This window comes from Bacillus sp. FSL K6-1003, assembly GCF_037964945.1.
Lineage (GTDB): Bacteria > Bacillota > Bacilli > Bacillales > Bacillaceae > Bacillus > Bacillus mojavensis.
Genome location: NZ_CP150176.1, coordinates 3181295 through 3201854 on the forward strand (window position 1 = coordinate 3181295; position 20560 = coordinate 3201854).

21 protein-coding genes and 2 riboswitches are annotated in these 20560 nt (G+C 45.5%); of the genes, 5 read left to right on the forward strand and 16 right to left on the reverse strand.

Features of this window, described 5'->3' with window-relative positions:
- Positions 1-5: 5 nt before the first annotated feature.
- From NSU16_RS16320 to NSU16_RS16330, 3 genes are read right to left on the reverse strand one after another with little or no spacing between them, the layout of a single operon-like run.
- Positions 6-1346 (reverse strand): ATP-binding cassette domain-containing protein, encoded by a 1341-nt coding sequence (locus NSU16_RS16320; RefSeq protein WP_339192706.1) that lies wholly within the window; start codon positions 1344-1346, stop codon positions 6-8.
- On the reverse strand, positions 1342-2406 hold the full coding sequence (locus NSU16_RS16325) for an iron ABC transporter permease (protein WP_339191504.1): 1065 nt from the start codon (positions 2404-2406) through the stop codon (positions 1342-1344). The genes NSU16_RS16320 and NSU16_RS16325 overlap by 5 nt, the downstream gene beginning before the upstream one ends.
- Positions 2369-3322, reverse strand: coding sequence for an ABC transporter substrate-binding protein (locus NSU16_RS16330; protein WP_339191505.1), 954 nt, complete (start codon positions 3320-3322; stop codon positions 2369-2371). The genes NSU16_RS16325 and NSU16_RS16330 overlap by 38 nt, the downstream gene beginning before the upstream one ends.
- A 101-nt stretch (positions 3323-3423) precedes the next feature.
- Positions 3424-3563, reverse strand: a riboswitch (cobalamin riboswitch).
- Positions 3564-3717: 154 nt separating this feature from the next.
- Between NSU16_RS16330 and NSU16_RS16335 the strand changes: the two genes are divergently transcribed.
- A complete protein-coding gene (locus tag NSU16_RS16335; protein WP_326218326.1) occupies positions 3718-4509 on the forward strand; it encodes an SDR family oxidoreductase in 792 nt (263 codons plus the stop codon).
- A 35-nt stretch (positions 4510-4544) separates the two neighbouring features.
- Here the strand turns inward: NSU16_RS16335 and NSU16_RS16340 are convergent, their stop codons facing one another.
- The 5 genes from NSU16_RS16340 to sigO all read right to left on the reverse strand — a co-directional run bounded on the left by NSU16_RS16340 (position 4545) and on the right by sigO (position 8875).
- A complete protein-coding gene (locus NSU16_RS16340) occupies positions 4545-5423 on the reverse strand; it encodes an SMP-30/gluconolactonase/LRE family protein (RefSeq protein WP_268471563.1) in 879 nt (292 codons plus the stop codon).
- A 69-nt stretch (positions 5424-5492) separates the two neighbouring features.
- Positions 5493-7235 carry a HAMP domain-containing sensor histidine kinase gene (locus NSU16_RS16345; RefSeq protein WP_339191508.1) on the reverse strand — a complete coding sequence of 581 codons (1743 nt, stop codon included), beginning with the start codon at positions 7233-7235 and terminating at the stop codon, positions 5493-5495.
- Positions 7232-7951, reverse strand: coding sequence for a two-component system response regulator YvrH (gene yvrH / locus NSU16_RS16350; RefSeq protein WP_026014607.1), 720 nt, complete (start codon positions 7949-7951; stop codon positions 7232-7234). Before yvrH ends, NSU16_RS16345 begins: the two co-directional genes overlap by 4 nt.
- Before the next feature lie 153 nt (positions 7952-8104).
- A complete protein-coding gene (gene rsoA / locus NSU16_RS16355) occupies positions 8105-8341 on the reverse strand; it encodes a sigma-O factor regulator RsoA (RefSeq protein WP_010331850.1) in 237 nt (78 codons plus the stop codon).
- Between the two features lie 3 nt (positions 8342-8344).
- Positions 8345-8875 (reverse strand): RNA polymerase sigma factor SigO, encoded by a 531-nt coding sequence (gene sigO, locus NSU16_RS16360; RefSeq protein WP_268471583.1) that lies wholly within the window; start codon positions 8873-8875, stop codon positions 8345-8347.
- Between the two features lie 205 nt (positions 8876-9080).
- Between sigO and NSU16_RS16365 the strand changes: the two genes are divergently transcribed.
- The 3 genes from NSU16_RS16365 to NSU16_RS16375 all read left to right on the forward strand — a co-directional run bounded on the left by NSU16_RS16365 (position 9081) and on the right by NSU16_RS16375 (position 10978).
- Positions 9081-9236, forward strand: coding sequence for a YvrJ family protein (locus NSU16_RS16365; protein ID WP_010331852.1), 156 nt, complete (start codon positions 9081-9083; stop codon positions 9234-9236).
- Positions 9237-9355: 119 nt separating this feature from the next.
- A complete protein-coding gene (oxdC, locus tag NSU16_RS16370) occupies positions 9356-10513 on the forward strand; it encodes an oxalate decarboxylase (protein ID WP_010331853.1) in 1158 nt (385 codons plus the stop codon).
- A 63-nt stretch (positions 10514-10576) separates the two neighbouring features.
- Positions 10577-10978 (forward strand): regulatory YrvL family protein, encoded by a 402-nt coding sequence (locus NSU16_RS16375; protein WP_339191510.1) that lies wholly within the window; start codon positions 10577-10579, stop codon positions 10976-10978.
- Between the two features lie 33 nt (positions 10979-11011).
- Here the strand turns inward: NSU16_RS16375 and NSU16_RS16380 are convergent, their stop codons facing one another.
- From NSU16_RS16380 to NSU16_RS16405, 6 genes are all read right to left on the reverse strand, one after another.
- Positions 11012-12241 (reverse strand): ABC transporter permease, encoded by a 1230-nt coding sequence (locus NSU16_RS16380; RefSeq protein ID WP_268448347.1) that lies wholly within the window; start codon positions 12239-12241, stop codon positions 11012-11014.
- Complete coding sequence (locus tag NSU16_RS16385; protein ID WP_010331856.1) at positions 12234-12920, reverse strand: ABC transporter ATP-binding protein; 687 nt, start codon at positions 12918-12920, stop codon at positions 12234-12236. The genes NSU16_RS16380 and NSU16_RS16385 overlap by 8 nt, the downstream gene beginning before the upstream one ends.
- Complete coding sequence (locus NSU16_RS16390) at positions 12904-14097, reverse strand: efflux RND transporter periplasmic adaptor subunit (protein WP_339191512.1); 1194 nt, start codon at positions 14095-14097, stop codon at positions 12904-12906. The genes NSU16_RS16385 and NSU16_RS16390 overlap by 17 nt, the downstream gene beginning before the upstream one ends.
- Positions 14098-14269: 172 nt before the next feature.
- On the reverse strand, positions 14270-15079 hold the full coding sequence (locus NSU16_RS16395; protein ID WP_229149182.1) for an ABC transporter ATP-binding protein: 810 nt from the start codon (positions 15077-15079) through the stop codon (positions 14270-14272).
- Positions 15080-15093: 14 nt separating this feature from the next.
- Positions 15094-16104 carry an iron ABC transporter permease gene (locus NSU16_RS16400; RefSeq protein ID WP_339191513.1) on the reverse strand — a complete coding sequence of 337 codons (1011 nt, stop codon included), beginning with the start codon at positions 16102-16104 and terminating at the stop codon, positions 15094-15096.
- Positions 16104-17153, reverse strand: a complete 1050-nt coding sequence (locus tag NSU16_RS16405; RefSeq protein ID WP_268471567.1) for an iron ABC transporter permease — start codon at positions 17151-17153, stop codon at positions 16104-16106. The genes NSU16_RS16400 and NSU16_RS16405 overlap by 1 nt, the downstream gene beginning before the upstream one ends.
- A 202-nt stretch (positions 17154-17355) precedes the next feature.
- Between NSU16_RS16405 and NSU16_RS16410 the strand changes: the two genes are divergently transcribed.
- Positions 17356-18303, forward strand: a complete 948-nt coding sequence (locus NSU16_RS16410; protein ID WP_268447212.1) for an iron-hydroxamate ABC transporter substrate-binding protein — start codon at positions 17356-17358, stop codon at positions 18301-18303.
- A gap of 206 nt (positions 18304-18509) precedes the next feature.
- Here NSU16_RS16410 and NSU16_RS16415 read toward each other — a convergent pair whose 3' ends face one another.
- Positions 18510-19919 carry an amino acid permease gene (locus tag NSU16_RS16415; RefSeq protein WP_268471568.1) on the reverse strand — a complete coding sequence of 470 codons (1410 nt, stop codon included), beginning with the start codon at positions 19917-19919 and terminating at the stop codon, positions 18510-18512.
- A 104-nt stretch (positions 19920-20023) separates the two neighbouring features.
- A riboswitch (Lysine riboswitch) is annotated at positions 20024-20203 on the reverse strand.
- A 115-nt stretch (positions 20204-20318) separates the two neighbouring features.
- The gene (gene sspJ / locus NSU16_RS16420) at positions 20319-20459 is read right to left on the reverse strand and encodes a small acid-soluble spore protein SspJ (protein WP_010331863.1); all 141 of its coding nucleotides are present in this window, start codon (positions 20457-20459) and stop codon (positions 20319-20321) included.
- Positions 20460-20560 lie beyond the last annotated feature (101 nt).

Below are 20560 nucleotides of genomic sequence, written 5' to 3' on the forward strand. Positions count from 1 at the left end.
CAGACTTATTCAAGCAGGTCCGCAGCCTCTCGCACACATTCAGCTGTCCCAAACCGAATCAATTGGTTCAGCCGTTTTTCTATGTTTTCTTCTGAAGATGTCTCTTCAGTTTGTGTCGCTGCAACGAGGATTTCTCCAGGTTCATTTTGTTCACCGCCCAGCACTTTCATGCGCTCGGCTTCCGCTCCCATGACAGCCCTGACGAAGAATTGGTCTGTCGCAAAGCCGTTGATCAAAATCCATATCGAAAAGCCAGACATGACACAAATACAAACGGACAGCTCTTCGTATTCAAACGTACGGCACACAAGCCGGTCAAGTCTGCCGGAGGAGGCCATCGCACAGGTTTCCTGCGGATAAAAGCCGTTTTCAGATAAATAGGCTGTAAGCCCTTCTTTTTGATCTGAATGGGCAGGCAGCCGTTTATGGAGAAACGTCCGGTTCCAAGAAAAGCCTGAACCGATAGGAGCCGAGGACAGCGTCCGGAGCGGGATTTCCGTTTGCAAAAGGATCTCGTCGCGCCGCACTTGCAGCAAAGCTTCAAATGGAATCGCCTGCAGCTTTAGGGCGGCCTCTTCAGGCTGAATCGCAATAAGCGGTTTAGGCAATTGATGATGGAGTAAGGCGCTGACTTTCGTGTTATACAACGCCTTTATGTGCTCTTCTGTGATGGCGGTTTCCGGTTTTTGCTTAGGCCCGGCTGTTCCGTTTTTTATAAAGACGATTTCATCACAGTACAGGCTAGCGGTATTAAGATCGTGAAAAACACTGACAGCAGTCAGCCCATTTTCTCTCGTCAGGCGCTTGATAAGATCGAGCAGTTCTTTTTGATAGGCCAAATCCAGAAAAGTGGTCGGTTCGTCTAAAAATAAAATGCGCGGCTGCTGCGCCAGTGCTTGAGCCAAATAAACCCGCTGCTGTTCACCCCCGCTTAGATCACGAATCGATTTGTCAGCGAAAGCGAGTACCCCTGTTTGTTTCATCGCATTCTCAATGATGGCTTCATCCTCTTCAGTCTGCTGGCTGAACAGCCCTTTTTGAAATGGATATCTGCCGAAGGATACGGTTTCTTTGACAGTAAAGCTAAAGGCTTGATCTGTTTTTTGCGGCAGAACTGCCATCATTTGCGCCAGTTCCTTCGGCTTATATTCAGTGAGTGGTTTGCCAGCCAGACAAACGGAGCCTTCTATTGGCGGAAGTGTTCCTGTCAGCAAGTGAAGCAGTGTTGTTTTTCCACTCCCGTTCGGTCCGAGAATGCCAAGAAATTCTCCCTTCTTCACTGTTAAACTGATATTTTTAATCAGCCGGCTGTCTCCGTAACCTCCCGACAGCCCTTCTGCCTTAATCATAAGCTTTCCCCCCGCGATGCTGCCGAATTAAAATCAGAGCGAAAACAGGAGCTCCCGCTAAAGCTGTAATAATGCCGATCGGCAATTCAATCGGCTCAATCATTGTTCTCGATAGCAGATCGGCCAAGACGAGAAATCCCGCGCCAAGCAAGGCAGACAGCGGCAATAAATGCCGATGATCCGTTCCCCACAGCAATCTTGTGATATGCGGAATCACAAGTCCGACAAAGCCAATGGTGCCGGATACAGCCACAGCGCCGCCCGTCAGCAGTGACCCTGCAATTAAAATCATCATTTTTCTATGCTGGACGCTGACCCCGAGAAGCCTTGCTTTCTCCTCTCCATAGGTCATCACGTTGAGTTCCCTTCCGTTTATGATCAGCAGCATGATTCCTAAAAGAAAAAACGGGAGAAACAGTGCAACGTAGCTCCAGCCTCTCATCGAGACGCTGCCAAGCAGCCAATGCACAATAGGCAGTAAATTATCTCCTGTCAGAGCAATGACAAGAGAAATAAATGCGCCCAAAAATGAATTGATGATGACACCGGTCAAAATGAGGGTGGAAACAGACATTGATGCATGAACGAGGCGGCTGAAGAAAAGGACCGCCGCCATCGTGACAAGTGCCGCGGCTACACTCACAACCGGCAGTGTAAAGCCTCCGATGACAGGAAGCTGCAGGCTAAAGAATAGGGTCACAACCGCGCCCACTGAAGCACCGGACGAAACACCGAGCGTGTAGGGATCAGCAAGTGGATTTTTCAACAGCCCCTGAAAAGCAGCCCCAGCGATAGAAAGAGCCGCCCCCACAAGGGCGGCCAGCACAACTCTCGGCAGTCTGATATTCATCATAATATTTGTATACATTGGATCATAGGAGCCGGCAGAGCCGCCAAAGCCTTCATGCCAAAAGATAAGGAAGATGGCGGGTATCGGAATTTGCAGACTGCCGCAGGAAATCCCCGATATGATACTAGCGGCTAAAAATAAGAAACTGATGCTATAAGCAGCAAAACGATTATTCTTTAAACGTATCCGGGTAAATGCTTTCCGCAAGTTCTTCGACCCCTTCGATCAGACGCGGACCTGAACGTGTGACGAGATCCGGATCAACATCATAAACGCGATGATGTTTCACAGCATTGATTCCGCTCCAGCCATCACGCTTTTCCACCGCATCCGCTTTTACACCGTCCGTTGTGACAATGGTGTCTGGATTCAGCTTAACGATGGCCTCGTCTGTCATTTGCACCCAGCCTTTTTGATCCGCTGCAGCGTTTTTAGCATGGATGACATTCAGCATTTCATTCATAAACGTGTCTTTTCCGGTTGTGTAAATGTCAGGATCAGGCGAAACCTCAATAAAGACGCTTTTTTCCTCGTCTTTTGAAATGGATTTCGCTTTTTCTTGAATCTCCTGCAGGTCTGATTTCATGCTGTTGACCAGTTGGCCCGCTTTTTTCTCGACCCCGGCAGCTTCACCGATCATTTCGATTGATTTGTATACCTCTGCGAAAGATTGTGCATCATTGACAGTCAGCACAGGAATGCCAGCGTCTTTCAGCTGCTTAATGGCATCAGCTGAGGCTGACATGGAAGATTCATGGGCGAGAACGAGATCAGGTTTAAGAGAAATGACTTTCTCAACGTTTACATTCATATCCCCAACCTTCTCAACCTGTTTGACTTCCTTTGGATATGTATCGTTTTTGGTGACGCCGACCACTTTGTCACCGAGTCCGAGAGCATATATAATTTCCGTGTTGCTCGGCATTAATGAAACAATTTTTTTCGGCTCCTTTTTGATGGTAACGTCTTCGTTTGACGCATCATCAATTGTGACAGGGAACGCTTCAGACGTGGCTGTCTTTTGCTTTGCAACGGAATCCTTCTCATCTGCCGCATTGCCGCAGCCTGAAATCATAATGGCGGTAAGCAGAAGCGCCGTCCATATTCCGGCTAATTTTTTCATACCCTTTCCTCCTAAATGAACTAAAAAAGCATCTCTACGATGGTAAAGACGCTGTAAACAACAAAAAAGCCTATTGTTTACACATCATCTGTCCTCGCAGACTTCGTGCTTATCAAACAGGCAGGTATCCTGGCTCTTGGCGCAAAGGCCAATTACAGTGGCGGGACCGCACCGGCTTTTACCGGTTTCCCTATTAAGCCGGCTATTTTCACGTACCGGCACCTGTTTGACATTCGTATCCTTTTTCGGAGTTATTATACTATATGGCTGACAGGCTTGTATATGCAGTATGAATGACTTTTCCGCCGCTGCATGTATGGAAGCAAAATTCTCGTAAACACTAAATTTCATCTTGTATACTAAGCAGCATGATCAATAAAAAAGGAATGATTTTTATGGACTTACAGCTAAAAGACAAGCTCGTCTTAATCACAGGCTCAACTTCCGGCATCGGGAAAGCCGCGGCGAAAAGCTTTTTGCAAGAAGGTGCAGCCGTTATAGTCAATGGCCGAAAACAAGAGACAGTCGATCGCACGGTTGAAGAGCTTTCTTCCTATGGAACGGTGCATGGAGCAGCCGCCGACTTATCAAAACCGGATGAAGCAGCAGCTTTTCTTGAAAAAGTGAAGCAGATCGGTGATATAGATGTTCTTGTCAACAATCTCGGTTTCTTTGAAGTGAAGGATTTCGCCGAGGTAACGGATGAAGAATGGAATCAATATTTTGAAGTAAACGTGATGAGCGCTGTTCGGACAAGCCGTCACTTCCTTCCAAAGATGCTTGCCAAAAACAGCGGCCGCATTTTGAATATTGCAAGTGAAGCAGGCGTTAAACCGCTTCCGACTATGATTCCTTATTCAATGACTAAAACAGCGCTGATCAGCCTGTCCAGAGGAATGGCTGAAATGACGAAGGGCACAAACGTTACGGTTAATTCAGTGCTTCCGGGACCTACTTGGACAGAAGGCGTTGCGTCCTATATGGAGGGCGCCGCAAAGGCAGCCGGCCAGGATACAGATACATTTGTGCAAGACTATTTTAAAGTGAATGAGCCGACTTCACTCATTCAAAGATACGCAACAGCTGAAGAAGTCGCCAACACAATTGTATTCCTCGCATCTGATGCCGCATCTGCCATTAATGGCACGGCACAGCGTGTGGAAGGCGGAATTATCCGTTCACTTTAAATGCAAAAACGCATCCGTTTTCGGATGCGTTTTTTTTATAACTCCCCAGCGAATGGAACCGGCTGATATCCGCCCGTTTCAAGTCTGGCTGAAAACAATCCGCCCGCATGAGGCTGTTCATATCTTTCTGTTTCGGTCATTTGTTCAGTAGCTGTTGTGATGTAAAGGGTTTTCATGTCTTGGCCGCCGAACGCACAGCACGTGACATATTTGGCCGGAACACTTATTGAATCAATTTCTTTTCTCTGAAAAGGATCAATGTGAACCACACGGCTTCCGCCAAACAGCGCTACCCACAGCATGCCGTTTTGATCAATTGTCATGCCATCCGGCAGCCCATCCGATTTTTCAAAACGATAGACAGTCTCGGGGTTTGATACGTTTCCGCTTTCGGGATCGTATTGATAGCACACAATCTCCTGCGTCGGCGTGTCAATGTAGTACATCAGGTTGCGTTCGCGATCCCAATCCAAACCGTTCGAGGTTGAGACTTGATCTTTCATTTTGACAAGGCTCCCATCTGCGTCCAAACGATAAAGCGAGGCTTGTTTTTGTTCGCCTTCCATGCTCGTCGTCCCTGCCCAAAGCCTTCCGTACGGATCACATTTGGCGTCGTTAAACCGAAGGCTCTCATGCATATCCTTCGGCTGTTTGATTTTTTCAAGACTGTCATCATGAAGATGATACAGGTAAAAACCGTCTTTCATCGTCATGATCAGCTCATCCTTTGAATACTTCGCAAGCGCCGTCACAAAGGATGTAAATTTGACCGAACGATTGATTTTTTCTTTAGGATCAAAAATATGGAGCTCACTTCCTAAAATATCAACCCAATATAGTCGGCCGTTTTCTTCATCCCATAACGGGCCTTCACCGATTACTGCCCTAGTGTCTGCTTCTAATACTGCATCCATGTGTAACACCTCTTTAGCTTCATTCTATATATTGTTATTCCCGGCAAAGAGATGTCCAAACCACATGCCTTATTCTTTTTTGAAAAGGATGGTAATGACGGAGCCAATATTGATCCTGCTGTTGACGTGAATCGTTCCATTATGCAGGTGCACCAGCTCTTTGGCAATCGCCAGTCCAAGCCCCGTCCCGGCAGCCGGATCTTTCGTATTGGTTCCCCTGTAATAGCGGTTAAATAAATGGGTGATCGTCTCCTCATCCATTCCTCTCCCATTGTCTTTGACCTTCAATGAAATATGATTTTTTGTCTGTTCAAGAATCACCTGAATTGCTGTTCCTTTATCGTTGTGCTTCACAGCATTTCCGAGCAGATTTTCCAGGATGCGTCTGAACCAGGCTTCATCCAGCGCAAATTCAATATGCTCTTCTCTTGATACAAATGAGATATCATACCCTTCAGAAAACGGATTTTTCTTGAAATCCTCAATGACATTTTTAAAGAATGGAATGAGGCTTGTGAGGTTTCTCTCCATCGGCAGAGCGTCATTTTTTAGACGGTACGTTAAATTTAAGTCCTCGATGAGCTTTGACATGTATTCCGATTTCTCTCTGACCACCTGTCCCATTTCTTTCACTTCGTCAGGAGACCAGTCGTATTGCTTCGATTCAAGCATCATGCTGTAGCCGTAAATGCTGCTGAGGGGTGTTTTTAAATCATGAGACAAACCGGCGATCCATTCTTCCCGTGTCGCCTGAATTTTTTCTCGGTTTCTCTTGTCCCGTCGCAGCGTTTCCGTCAGCTGATCCATAGATTCAAATATCTCACCGAAGAAACGGTACGGCTGTTTGATTTTCCCCTTTTTGTTTTTGCTGACCGGGCGCCCTTTACGGTTTTTCGGCTCTTCAAGCTTCCCTTTCGATAGATTGACGAGCCATTTGATTGTATGAAAAATCGGCAGGCCAAACCTGAACATATACCAGGCAGTCATCCAAAAAATATAGAGAAGCAGAACGCCCATAATCAGGAACATCGCTTTAAGAACAACATTAAGAAACGATTTGTTAAACTCCTGATCGGTTACATAGACAGGATTCGGCACCGTAGCGACCATCCATCTGTCTTTATTGAGGATCTTAACGGAAATTTCCCTTTTATAGTTCCAGGGTTTAGAGCTGTATTTGAGCAGTTCCAGCTGGTTCATCGTTTTTCTTTCACTTTTTGTACTATTGATGCTGTCGAGAATGTTCCCATCGCTGTCCAATAAGTAAATGGCGCCTTTTTCCCGATTAATATAGTCAACTGTACCGGACTTATATTGTGACAAAGAGTCGAGGGACGGTTCACGGCTTTCAATGGAAGTCAGCAGCTGCTCGCTCTTTGACTTCCAGCCGAACAAGAGGAGATATGACTTGTCTTCAATATTGATTGCCCAATAATTCAGCTTATAGTTATCAAGCTTCTTGCTTTTATAAATAGACAAAAGCTCCTTCTTTGTGTAGGTGCCGGGCACGTCTTTCGGCACACTGTAGGAATAATCCGTTTTTCCATTAGAATCAATGATTTGCATCCAGCCGTGCTGTTTATCAACAGATTTCTTCAGGAAATCGTCCACTTCCCATGACCCGTCTTCGTTTACATCGAGGTATGCCTCAAGCGTGTCAGTCGTTGCCTTTGTCAGCCCTGAATTGGATTCCGCATCGCTAAATCGTGAGTCTAAATAGAAAAAGGAAGCCACAAGCATGATCGAAAGAAGAAGGATAACAATCAGCATCTGCCCGAAAAAGTGAAACAGAAACTTCCATCTTAACCTCATGGGCGCTTTCCGTTTCCTTCTGGACTCGGGATAAAACGGTATCCGAGACCGCGAACGGTTACGATATATTCCGGATTGCTCGGGTCACGCTCAATTTTTTCCCGGAGCTTGCGGATATGAACCATGACCGTATTGTTATCTCCATACGAAGGATAGCCCCATACTTTTTCATAAATTTGATCTTTAGAAAGCACCACATTGGGATGTTCGCAAAAATATTGAAGCAGCTGCAGAAGCTGAGCCGAACAGGCGACAGTTTCCCCGCCCACAATCAGCTCGGCATTTTGCGGAGAAAATGTAAAGTAATCATATGTATAGGTTTTGTTTGTTTCAGCTGGTTTCGACTGATAGGTACGCTTTAAATGCGCTCTGATCCGCGCGGCTAATTCCAGCGGATTAAATGGTTTTGTAATATAATCATCAGCTCCGACCGCAAAACCAGATAATTTGTCAGCGTCCGATGATCTCGCCGTCAGGAAAAAAATCGGGGCGTCTGAATACTCCCTGATTAATGTACAGGCCTCAAAACCGGTCATTCCGCCCATCATGACATCCAGTACGATTAAATCAACCTTATTTGTCTTTACGATCGGAATGGCTTCCTCTGCACTTGCCGCATCCATTATATGTCGATAACCTTCTTTTTCGAGAACGCGTTTGATCATATCCACAATCGCTTTCTCATCGTCTACGATTAAAATTGACGCATTTTCCACTTTTATGTTCCTTTCTGTCACTGTTTTTTTTTCATCTTATCATTATATCGTTTCTTTTTGGTACATTTTTGAATAGGAGGGCTCTTGACGGGGGTGAACAGCAGAAAACGGGAACCTGCAAAAATGTTCCCGTTTTCTTAGAATGAGTAATCGTTATGAGTTCTCGTCTACCATGTATAAAATAAACTCCCAAAATCCCGGAACATCCTGACACAGAAGCATATCAGCCTTTTCAAACATTTTGATTTTCAGCTCCTGCTCTAAATCTTCTCTTTCTTGATAGGACGTATTGCTGAGTTTTTTTCTGATCATCGGTGAAAAGCATGCAATCAGATGCTCAATGTCGTACATTTCATCATGATCCCTATTATGTTCAAACTGGCCGCTCACAGTTTACTTTTCCCCCTTTTTTTGCGCCGCTAGCTGCTTTCTAATATTTTCTAATCCCTTCTTATGAATATTAGAGATATTTTGCCGAGACTCACCTAGTGAATCAGCGATTTCCTGCATCGTGGCACCGTGAAGATAGACTTTTGTCAGCACGCTTTTTTGTTTGTCAGTCAGATTCTGAATCGCTTGATAAAGCTGATAATCCTGGACATGCTGGCTCAAATCATCCTGCAGGTCTAAAAACTCCTCAAACGCGTCACTTCCCGTTTCGGAAGGAAGTCGTTCTCCTGCTTCCGGATGATCAACCGTCAGCGGATACCGTTTTTGATTTTTGCGAACCCGCTTATCAAAATCGATGGAAAAAATCCGAATCATCGAATTCATATACTTGACGATGCGAATCTCCTTATAAAATTGCTTGAATTGCTCGTCCAGCGATTTTGCATCCTTTTCATTCGGGTTTTCCATTACATTTTTGAACAAACGGTAATGCTTAGGATTGCTCAAAAAATGCTTCACGATGGGATGCTTCATAATCTCCTTACATTTCGATCGCAACAGACCCTGATAGTCCATCAAACCGCCTCCCTACTAAATTAAATGAAGGAAAGCAAAAAAAAGTAAACTACTACTTTCAGACTAGCGCTTGCTGAAGCAAACCTTCCAGTCATGGTTTACGATTTCTTGGGTTCCCTTCACTTACTTACATGACTGCACAAAAAGGAAGGAGGTGTTTTTCATGGATCAGGTTTTTATAGAGGAGGTCGTCAAGCAGATCAGCAATCTGGGGTTCCCGGCACTGATTGCGATGTACCTGCTGACCCGTTTCGAGAAAAAGTTCGATCAGCTCATTGAATTGATGACAGAGGTGAAAGATCAGAAAGCGAAACATTAATTTTGTATCGAAGTTGACTTTTCATCGTTTCTTTTCACTTAACAAGACAGAAGGGAAAACGAAAGGCCTTTCACATTCTCTTTCTGCGTCACATTTATTTTTAAGGAGGAGACAGAAAAATGAAAAAACAAAACGACATTCCACAGCCAATCAGAGGAGATAAGGGAGCGACAGTGAAAATCCCGCGTAATATTGAAAGGGACCGGCAGAATCCCGATATGCTCGTACCGCCGGAAACTGATCATGGCACCGTTGAAAATATGAAGTTTTCTTTCTCAGATACTCATAACCGTTTGGAAAAAGGCGGGTACGCCCGTGAAGTTACCGTACGTGAGCTGCCGATTTCAGAAAACCTGGCTTCTGTTAATATGCGGCTGAAGCCAGGCGCCATTCGCGAGCTTCATTGGCATAAGGAAGCAGAGTGGGCATACATGATCTATGGGAAAGCACGCGTCACGATCGTGGATGAAAAGGGCCGCAGCTTTATTGATGATGTAGGCGAGGGAGATTTATGGTACTTCCCGTCAGGCCTGCCGCACTCGATTCAAGCACTCGAAGAAGGGGCAGAGTTCCTGCTCGTGTTTGACGACGGGTCATTCTCTGAAAACAGCACATTCCAGCTGACAGACTGGCTTGCCCACACCCCTAAAGAAGTCATTGCCGCTAATTTCGGCGTGACAGAAGAAGAAATCGCCAATTTGCCAGGCAAAGAAAAATATATATTTGAAAAACCTGTACCCGGCTGTTTAAAAGATGACATTGTGGAAGGGCCGTACGGCGAAGTGCCTTATCCGTTTACGTACCGCCTTCTTGAACAGGAGCCGATTGCATCAGAAGGAGGAAAGGTGTACATTGCGGATTCGACAAACTTTACTGTGTCTAAAACCATTGCATCAGCGCTCGTAACTGTGGAACCTGGCGCAATGAGAGAGCTTCACTGGCACCCGAATACGCATGAATGGCAATATTACATCTCCGGTAAAGCGAGAATGACCGTTTTTGCTGCTGACGGCCATGCGAGAACCTTTAACTATCAAGCCGGTGATGTCGGTTATGTTCCATTTGCGATGGGCCACTACGTAGAAAACCTCGGCGATGAACCGCTCGTTTTTTTAGAAATCTTTAAGGATGACCATTATGCCGATGTATCTTTAAACCAATGGCTCGCAATGCTTCCTGAAACCTTCGTCCAAGAACACCTTGACTTAGGCAAAGAATTTACGGATGTCCTTTCAAAAGAAAAGCATCCGGTTGTGAAAAAGAAAAGCAGTAAATAATAAACAACTGGCAGCTTGCAGAGAGCGCTCGTTCTCTGCAAGCGCTGATAAGGAGCTGAATCAGTGCTACATCAAAAAGATACAATAAAGCAGGCCGTACAGTACGTGCTGGCAGCGGCGGCTGTGTTATTTTGCTATTTCACTATCATTCTCAGTGTTTTTTCTTTGGCGGGAATGAGCTACCGATCATCTGCTCATGTCCTGCTATTTGCTGTGTTATTTCTTGTGATCGGACTATGCTTTGAACCTTTTGAACGGCTGATGATACATAGTTTTACGTTTTTCAAGACTGGAAGACGAGCTTTTATCCTTATGGCCGGCACCGTCCAGCTGCTGTTTTTATGGATAACCGCTTATACGACAGATCAAATGATTCATGACATTTGGCTGTCAACCACAGAAGAGATGATTCTCGCAGCCGTTTTTCTTATTTTGGATAAATGCAATTCATCACTGCCCAGCTAAAAAAAGAACGCCATCCGATTGGATGCGTTCTTTTTATTCATATCGAAGCGCGTCGACAGGCTGAAGCTTCGATGCCTTAATGGACGGCAGCAAGCCAAAAATAATGCCGACTGCCATTGAGAAAATGAGTGCTCCGATAACTGCCGGAACGGAGATGATGAAAGGCATCGGAAAGATAACCGTGATAAGTTTAGCGATGCCAAAGCCCGCAAGCACACCGAGAATTCCGCCAATACTTGTCAGCACGACGGCCTCTGTTAAAAATTGAAATAAAATCACGCGCCGCTTGGCACCGAGCGCCTTCTTAATTCCGATTTCCCGCGTGCGCTCCGTCACTGAAACGAGCATAATGTTCATGACACCGATGCCTCCGACCAAAAGTGAGATGCTGGCAATTCCGCCAAGCAGCAGAGCAAATGACTGGTTAAAGGATTCCACTTCCTGAGCGACCTCCTGAAGATCCATCACGCTGTACTCCGCTTTTTCCAAATCAGCATCTGACAGTCCTTGATTTAGAAGATCCGCGGCCATTACACCGGCTTCTTGGATATGCTCAGAAGAGTCTGCCTGCACCGCAATCTGTGTCGGTGCGTCGAATCCTTCAATTAGCGGCCACACTTTTTTCGGCGCATATAAAACCGGATTCGCATAGTCGCCACCAAACATGCTTTCTTCCTGTTTCTTTTCTTGAAAAACACCGGCAACCCGGAACGGCACACCGTTCAGCTCGATGTTTTTGTGGAGAGCGTCCCCGTCAGGAAACAGCTCATCTCTTGCAGCCTCATTGATCATAACCACTTGGTGTGTGCTGTTTAATTCTTTTTCCGTCAGTTTTCTCCCCTCGGTGATGCTGATCGGGAACATATCAAAATAATCAGCATCAACTCCGTACACTTGGGGATATGAAACGTTCGTTAAGTGAAAAACGGAGGCGCCTTCAGACAGGTAATATAAAGATAATCCTTTTACAACAGGGTCTGATTTTATCGTCTCAATCGTTTCTTCAGATACAGGGGGGGCGGACGTATAAGAAACCTCCTGGTAACCGCCTTCCTCCTCCCCGCCTGTTGGCTGGTACACTACATTAATCGCGTTATTTCCCATGCCAATCATACTTTGCTTTAATTGCTCGCTTTGGCCTTTCAGCATAGAAACGATCGCAATGATCGCCGCTATACCGATAATGACACCAAGCATCGTAAGAATCGACCTCAGCTTATGTGAAAAAATAGATTGAAAGGAGATCCGAATATGTTCAAGCATGGCTAATCCCTCTCTCGTCTAACACTAATTCTCCGTCTCTGATAAAAACGGTTCTGTCGGCTTTTCTGGCGACGTCCGGGTCATGGGTGATCATAATAATCGTTGTGCCTTCCTGATGCAATTGTGAAAACAGCGACAAAATTTGTTCACTTGATTTTGTATCAAGCGCCCCGGTCGGTTCATCTGCCAGAATAAACCGCGGCTGATTGACAAGGGCTCTTGCAATCGCCACCCGCTGCTTTTGTCCGCCGGACAGCTTTGGCGGTTTGTAGGATATCCTATCTTTCAAACCAACCTTTTCAAGAGCTTCGTAGGCTCTTTGCCTTCTTTCTTTTTTCTTTACCTTATTGTAAATCATCGGCAGCTCGACATTTTGCAATGCGGTAAGGCGCGGCAGCAAATGAAAGGTTTGAAACACAAATCCGATTGATTCGTTGCGAATGTCAGCCAAAGCACCGTCTTTCCCTTTTAATACATCCATCTGGTCTAGCATATAGGTTCCGGAGGTCGGCCTGTCCAAACAGCCTATAATATTCATTAACGTAGACTTTCCTGAACCGGACGGCCCCATAATGGCCAGAAATTCACCAGCCTTGACGGTGAGATTAATCTGCTTTAAGATCGGCACCTCTTCTTTGCCCAGCTTGTACGATTTAGAAACATTATTCAGTGTCAGCATTGACTGTAACCTGCTTTCCTTCCTTGACCGCGGGATCAGGATAGATCACATAATCTTCCGGTGTCAGGCCGCTTTTGATTTCGACCATGTCACTTTCGTCTGTTTCCCCGATTTCAACAGGCTGTTTAACCGCCTTCTGACCCTCATCCGTCTTCCAAACATACGGTTCGCCATCGTCCTGGATAATCATGTCGGAAGGCAGCTTAATGGTATTCGCATCAGCTTCGTCACTAATGACTTCAATGTTGACATGATAGCCGACTTCAAGGCCCTTATGGCTGTCCAATAAAACAGTGAAAGGATAGTTAGAAGATTGGGGATTCATTTCCTCTTCAGCATAACTTTCTGACGCTTCCCCCTCACCTGTTCCAGCAGGAAGCTTGCCGATTGAAGTAATTTTGCCTTTCCACTCGCCTTCACTGCCTGTTTTCAGCGTAACTCTGACCTTGCTGCCTTTTTTAATCGTGTCCATTAACAGCTCGTTGATTTGGCTTTTTACAAGGTATTTGCCCGTTGAAACGATCTGGATATACGGTCCTGCTGCTTGATCACCAGTAGCGCCGTCCGCAATATCCTGATTGACGCTTTGAACAATACCGTCATGCTTGCTTGTGATCACATTTGAACCTTTGTTTTTCGATTGTGTAGCCAGTTCTTTTTGGTGCTGCTTCAGTTCAAGCTGGCTTGTCTTTAAATCAAAATTAGCCTGGTCAAGTTCGTCTTGAAGTTGTGCTTTCTCGTCTTTTCCGGCTGTTTTCAGCTTCTTCTCTGTTTCTGCTATTGATTTTTGCAAGCGGCTGATTTGAAGGTTTGTCATTTCAATTTGTAAATTGCTTTGCTCAATTTCGTCAGAATGATCCTCGCCCTCGTACTCAAAAAGCTTATCGCCTTTTTTGACCTTATCGCCTTCTTTGACGTACGTTTTTTTAATGCTTCCTTTCTCTGAATCTATGTATACTTTTTGCTGTTTCTCTGGTTCAACTTTTCCTGAAAACGATTGGGCTGATTCAGATTCACCGCCCATATACACCGCGACCGATTCAGCATAAGGCTCCGATGAAACGGCAACTTGATTCATGTGAGTAAAAAAGTAAAAACCGCCGGCGCCGATCCCCGCCAGTACGAGCACACCGGCACATATCGAACCGGCAATAAGCCATTTTTTCTTCTTGGACACAATGATCTCCTCTTTCTGTAATCTTCGTAATATTTTCGAAACATTCTAACCAATATTATCTATTAATTCAAATAGACTTTCAATCTTTTTCTTCAAAATACGGAATTTGTAAGTGAAATTACATTTTTGGGGGTTGAAAATAAAAAATCCCGGCGTTATACCGGGATTTTTCTTACACAGAAACAAGCTGTTTTTCAGTTTTAATCAGGTCATAGGTTAAGCATACGGGTTTATTTGTACGAGGATCAGTGACGATTTCAGCATCAATCTGGAATACCCGCTTCAAAATATCCGGCGTCATGACCTCCAGTGCGGTCCCTTCCTTGATGACCTTGCCTTTTTTGAGCGCAATCATATAATGGGAAAAACGGGCCGCATGATTCAGATCATGAATGACCATTAAAATCGTCCGCCCCTGTTCCTTGTTCAGTCTGTCAAGCAGCTGCAGGATTTCGAGCTGATGTGCAAGATCGAGATATGTTGTAGGCTCATCAAGCAAAAGCAGCTCTGTCCCTTGTGCAAGCGCCATCGCAATCCACACGCGCTGACGCTGTCCGCCTGACAATGCCTCAATCGGACGCTCATGGTATTCCGCCATGCCGGTTTCTTCGAGTGCCCATTTGATGATGCGGCGATCTTCATCATTTAATCTGCCGAAGCCTGATTGATGGGGAAATCTGCCGTACGACACCAATTCGTACACCGTTAATCCGCTCGGAGCCTCAGGCGTCTGCGGCAGAATGGCCATATCCTTCGCAATGTCCTTCGTAGACATTTTATGAATCGCATTGCCGTTTAAGTAAACGGCACCTTGATGTGAGCGCATAATCCTGGACATCGTTTTTAATATCGTTGACTTCCCGCAGCCATTTGGCCCAATTAAGGTTGTTATTTTTCCTTTAGGAATGGATATATTTAAATCTTTCACAATCAGCCTGTCGCCATAACCGATCCCAAGCTGTTCCGTTGATAATGAATTCAAGTTCGGTCCCCTCCTCAATTCGATTTCATCAATAAATAAACAAAGTAAGGCGCACCTAAAACGGAGATGACAAGTCCGACCGGAATTTCTGATGGTGCCAATACATTTCTCGCCAGCGTATCAGCCAGCAGAAACAGAAACGCGCCGATAAAGGCGGAAACGGGTATAAGCGTCTGATGGCGGGGACCGGTAAGCCTTCTTGCCACATGCGGTGCGATTAATCCGAGGAACGCGATGCCTCCTGCAGCTGCCACACAGGATGCGGCAAGAGCGACCGCTGCCAGAAGGAGAATCCGTCTTTCCTTTTCAACAGCAGTGCCAAGGCCGGTCGCTAATTGGTCTCCCAGCTGTAAAATGTTCAGATAGCGTGCTTTATATAAAGTAAAAGGAAGCAAAATCACAATCCAGGGGAGTACCGCCCAGATCATGTTCCAATTGGCCCCCCATATCGAGCCTGATATCCAAACCGCAGCCTGCATAAAGTCATGCGGGTCCATTTTGAGCTGAAAAATCAGCAAAAGGGCATTAAACCCCGCATTCACACCGATGCCGACCAGGATCAGCCGAATCGGAGTCACACCTTTTTTCCAAGCCAGAAGATAAATGAGAAACGCAGCGAGGAACGCGCCTGCCAGAGCACTGAACGGCAGCATAAACGTCCCTAAGAAGCCCAGATCTGATGCCGACCCTTGAAAAAAGTAAATAAAGAGCACAACAGCAAGCGAACCCCCGGCGTTAATCCCGAGAATACCCGGTTCAGCCAAATCATTTTGAGACACGCTTTGCAAAATGGCTCCGGCAACAGCGATACCCGCCCCAACAAGCAACGACAAAGCTATTCGCGGCAGCCTGAACTCAAATAAGACAAGCTCATCCCGCGCCGTCCCTTGGCCGAAAAAGACCTTGAGCGTTTGCAATGGAGCAATTTTTATGACACCCAGATTCAGACTGATAAAAAAGACAAGCACGATCAGCAGTAAAGTCACCGCTATCACAACAAGAGGTTTTTTCGTTTTTGTTTTCATTACAGCCCTCTCCTTTCACGACGTGCCAAATAAAAGAAAAAGGGAACACCGATGAGAGAGGTCAGAGCGCCGACAGGCGTTTCAAACGGCGCGTTCACGAGTCTGGCCGCAATGTCAGCAAAAACAAGCAAAACAGCCCCAAGCACCGCCGAGCAAGGAATGATCCACCGATAATCAACCCCTACCAAAAACCTTGTGATATGAGGAATGATCAGTCCAATAAACGCAATAGTGCCGGCAATGGAAACAGCAGCACCGGTCAACACCACAACGACAAGCATCCCAACCAGTTTTACCGCAGATGTATACTGCCCAAGCCCCTTCGCCAGATCGTCACCAAGGCTTAACACCGTCACAGACCGGGCAATGATAAACGCAAGCGTTATACCGACAGCTCCTGCGATAACCAGCAGCTGTACGCCTGACCATTTCACACCCGCTACCCCGCCTGCGTACCAAAAGCTGACATCCTGTGCTACATCAAAACGGAGCGCAATTGCTGTTGAAATGCCCGTAAAGAAATAACTGACGGCTGTTCCGGCAAGAGCAAGCTTTACAGGCGTGAGACCGCCTCTGGAAAACATGCCGATGCCCAATACCGTTGATGCCCCCAGTCCCGCACCCGCAAAGGACCACAGCACAAGCCCGATGGCTGAAAGCCCTGGAAAAAAAGCAAACGCAATTGAAATGGCAAAAGCAGAGCCAGATGTTATCCCCATGATAGAAGGCTCCGCCAATGGGTTTCTTGTCATGCCCTGCATGATCGCCCCAGACACGGCTAACAATGCGCCGACAAGTGCGGCAGCAGCCGTTCTTGGCAGCCGAAGATCGTGTATAATTTGGTGTGAGGTTTCATTTGGCTGAAAATGAAAGATAGCGTCCCACACAGTCCGTAAATGGATATCCGCAGCACCGAGAGAAATGGACAGCATCGCCCCGAAGCATAGGAAACATAACCCCGCAACAAGCACAATGACCGCACCTAACGACCGGGATGTCCATTGAATTTCTTCATCTGATATCATCTGTTTATTTTTCATGTGACTCAACAGCCGTACTTCCTTTCGATAATGATAATGATTATCAATTGCTGTTTCAGTATATCACTTTTTTCCGCTGATTTAATAGAGCGTTTTGATAAAAATGAGAATATAAATGCAAAAATATCGTGCCAACTGGCACTTGTGATGGTATAATCACAGATGATAATGATTCTCTTTATCATCTATTTTTTGAAAGAAGGTATGAGATATGACCCATACATACAAGAAGCTTGGCGCCGCTTTTTTTGCTCTTTTATTGATTGCAGCGCTGGCAGCCTGCGGAAATAATTCAGAAAGCAAAGGCTCTTCCTCTGATTCAAAAGACGAAGAAACCGTTACATACAAGGCTGAAAACGGAAATGTGAAAATTCCTAAACATCCTAAACGGGTGGTTGTCATGGCTGACGGCTACTACGGAGACTTCAAAACACTGGGCATCAACGTCGTCGGTGCACCTGAAAATGTATTTAAAAACCCTTACTACAAAGGTAAAACCGACGGAGTCACAAATATCGGAGACGGCACTTCTGTTGAAAAAGTGATTGATTTAAAGCCTGACCTGATCATCGTTTGGACAACACAAGGCGCCGATATTAAAAAGCTTGAAAAAATCGCACCAACTGTTGCGGTGAAATACGATAAGCTCGACAACATTGAACAGCTGAAAGAATTTGCAAAAATGACAGGAACGGAAGATAAAGCGGAGGAGTGGCTTGCCGAATGGGACAAAAAAGTAGCGGCAGCCAAAACAAAAATTCAAAAAGTCATCGGTGACAAAACAGTTTCCATTATGCAAACAAACGGCAAGGACATTTATGTATTCGGTAAAGATTTCGGAAGAGGCGGAAGCATCGTCTACAAAGATCTTGGTTTACAGGCCACAAAGCTGACAAAGGAAAAAGCCATTGACCAAGGTCCAGGATATACCAGCATTTCTTTAGAAAAGCTCCCTGACTTCGCCGGAGATTACATTTTCGCGGGTCCATGGCAATCAGGCGGAGATGACGGCGGCGTATTTGACAGTTCCATTTGGAAAAACCTCGATGCTGTCAAAAATGATCATGTCTATAAAATTGACCCAATCGGCTTCTATTTCACAGACCCAATTTCACTAGAAGGACAGCTGAAATTTATCACAGAAAGCTTAACAAAATAAACAAAGAGCCGCACTGATCTGCGGCTCTTTTCTATTTTGCAAAGAAACCGACAAGCCGGAGCACCTCATATTGAATCACATCGCATATTTTCTTACTCCATTCATGCGAAGCGCGTTCCTGTCAGCTATTTTGTGTATGGGATTCGTAACGGGAGTAATAACACTTTCTAAAAAAGACACCTGACTAAATTGTCAGGTGTCTTTTTTTATGCTTGTTTTTCTTTCGAGAATTTCTTAATCACAAACGGATAAATCACCAGACCGACAAAGAACAAACCGATACCGAGAATAAATGTCGTTAAATCGGCAGTTCCTGTTACGATAACAAACAATGAGTATACACACGCTAACAACGCGATCAATCCGTCTTTTACGCGGGAGCCTTTCAGCTGATCATACGTTTCGCCTTTTATAACCAGCTTTAGACTGTAGATCGCAGACACTAAATACGGAATTAAATACGCAAGTGTCGCTGCTGTCGTTAAAAACGTAAATGCGTCACTTATTGTCCGGGAAATAACAGAGAATATGAAGACCTGTGACATCACATTTGTAATGATCAGAGAAATAACCGGGCTTCCCTTTTTATTCGTTTTCGCAAAGATCGCCGGAAAATCGCCTGCTTTAGCAGCTTGGTATGGAACCTCAGAGCCAAGCAAAATCCAGCCGAGCATCGTTCCGAATAAGCAAAGAATCGCTAGTAGTGCCATGATCACGCTTCCTGCGTTTCCGACAATCGCATACAGCACATCAACGAACGGTTTTTCAGATCCGACAAGTTTATCGTGCGGCAGAACACCCATCGTGATCAATGTCACTATAATGTAGATGCTTAACGCGATCAACAACCCTGTGATTGTTGCACGTTTGACATCACGCTGAGTACGCGCGCGTCCAGACAAGATCACTGCTGATTCAATTCCGACAAACGCCCATAAAGTAGAAATGGCGGCGTTGTGAACCTGTCCGCCGATGCCAATGGTTGTGCCATTTTCACCTTGAACCGGAAAATAAAAATGATCGAATAATGTCGTTTGAAACACAAACAATCCGGCAATGATAAAGAAAACAAAACCTAATACTTTCGAAAACGTTGTGATAAAGTTTAATTTACTTGCACCGTTAATGCTTGCAACAAGAATCGTGTGCGTTCCCCAGAGCAAAATCGTACATACAGCAAACGTCAGCAATTGGCCGAGTGTCACCTCTTGGCTGCCGACAGCAAACAGTACACGTTTATCAACTAAGATCGGGAAAAACGAAGTCAAGTAACCGGCGAGACTTGTGATAATCGCCACGTTACTAATCCAGCTCGCCACCCAGTAGCCCCACACCATTGTGAATCCGGCAGCGTTCCCTTTCTTCGGATCAGAAAACAGCGCTCTCGCGTAACTTTGCGGCCCCGCTGTCAGCTCAGGCTTGCGAATCGACAAGTGCCCGAAGACAAGCGCAATCATCAGCACGCCAGCACCTGTCAAAAGCCAGGCGGACGTGGCGCCAAGCGGACTTGCAATCGAAGCAAGCGAACTCGGCAGGGAGAAAATTCCCGATCCAACCATATTTCCAACGACAAACGCCGTTAATAACCAAAAACCCCATTTTTTTGTCTGTTCCATTCCAGTACCTCCAATGATTCTTTGTACGGACCAGAACCCGAGATCATGTAAATACAAAAAAAGCCTGAACAAAAGTCCATGCTTAAAGAAACACACACCCTTGATCTCCGGATAGCCCTCCGCGAAAAAGCACGCGGCAGTCCTGCACTTATTCAGATACAGTCCCAGCATAGAGAAGGATCGGCTTTCTCCACACTTCGGCGCTGATGCCTTTTACACATGTTTAACAGCTCCTGTCAGCCTGGCATGTGTGACTCATCATCCGCGCAACCTCTACCTCACTGAGAAAGAGTGAGGATTTATTTATTCAGTTACTCCAGAAGGTTATCAAAGAAAGAATGATCTGTCAAAGGGAACAGATGGAAAATGCGGATAGAGCCAAGCCCTATCCGCATGCGATTAGCGATTATTTTTCTTTTTTTGCACAGCTTCTTGAAGCGGATCATCTTTAAGAGCTGAACCGGCATCCTCAAGAGCTCCTTGGATTACGTTTTTTTCTTTTTCAGATCGTTTCCCTTTATCTTTATTAAAGAAAGCCATTCGTATCACCTCTTTTAGAAAATAGGTACATCTTTAAGATGCCTTTTTCTCAGAAAATTATGCGGCTCATTTTTTTATCGGCCAAAGTTCTGTTGCTCAAA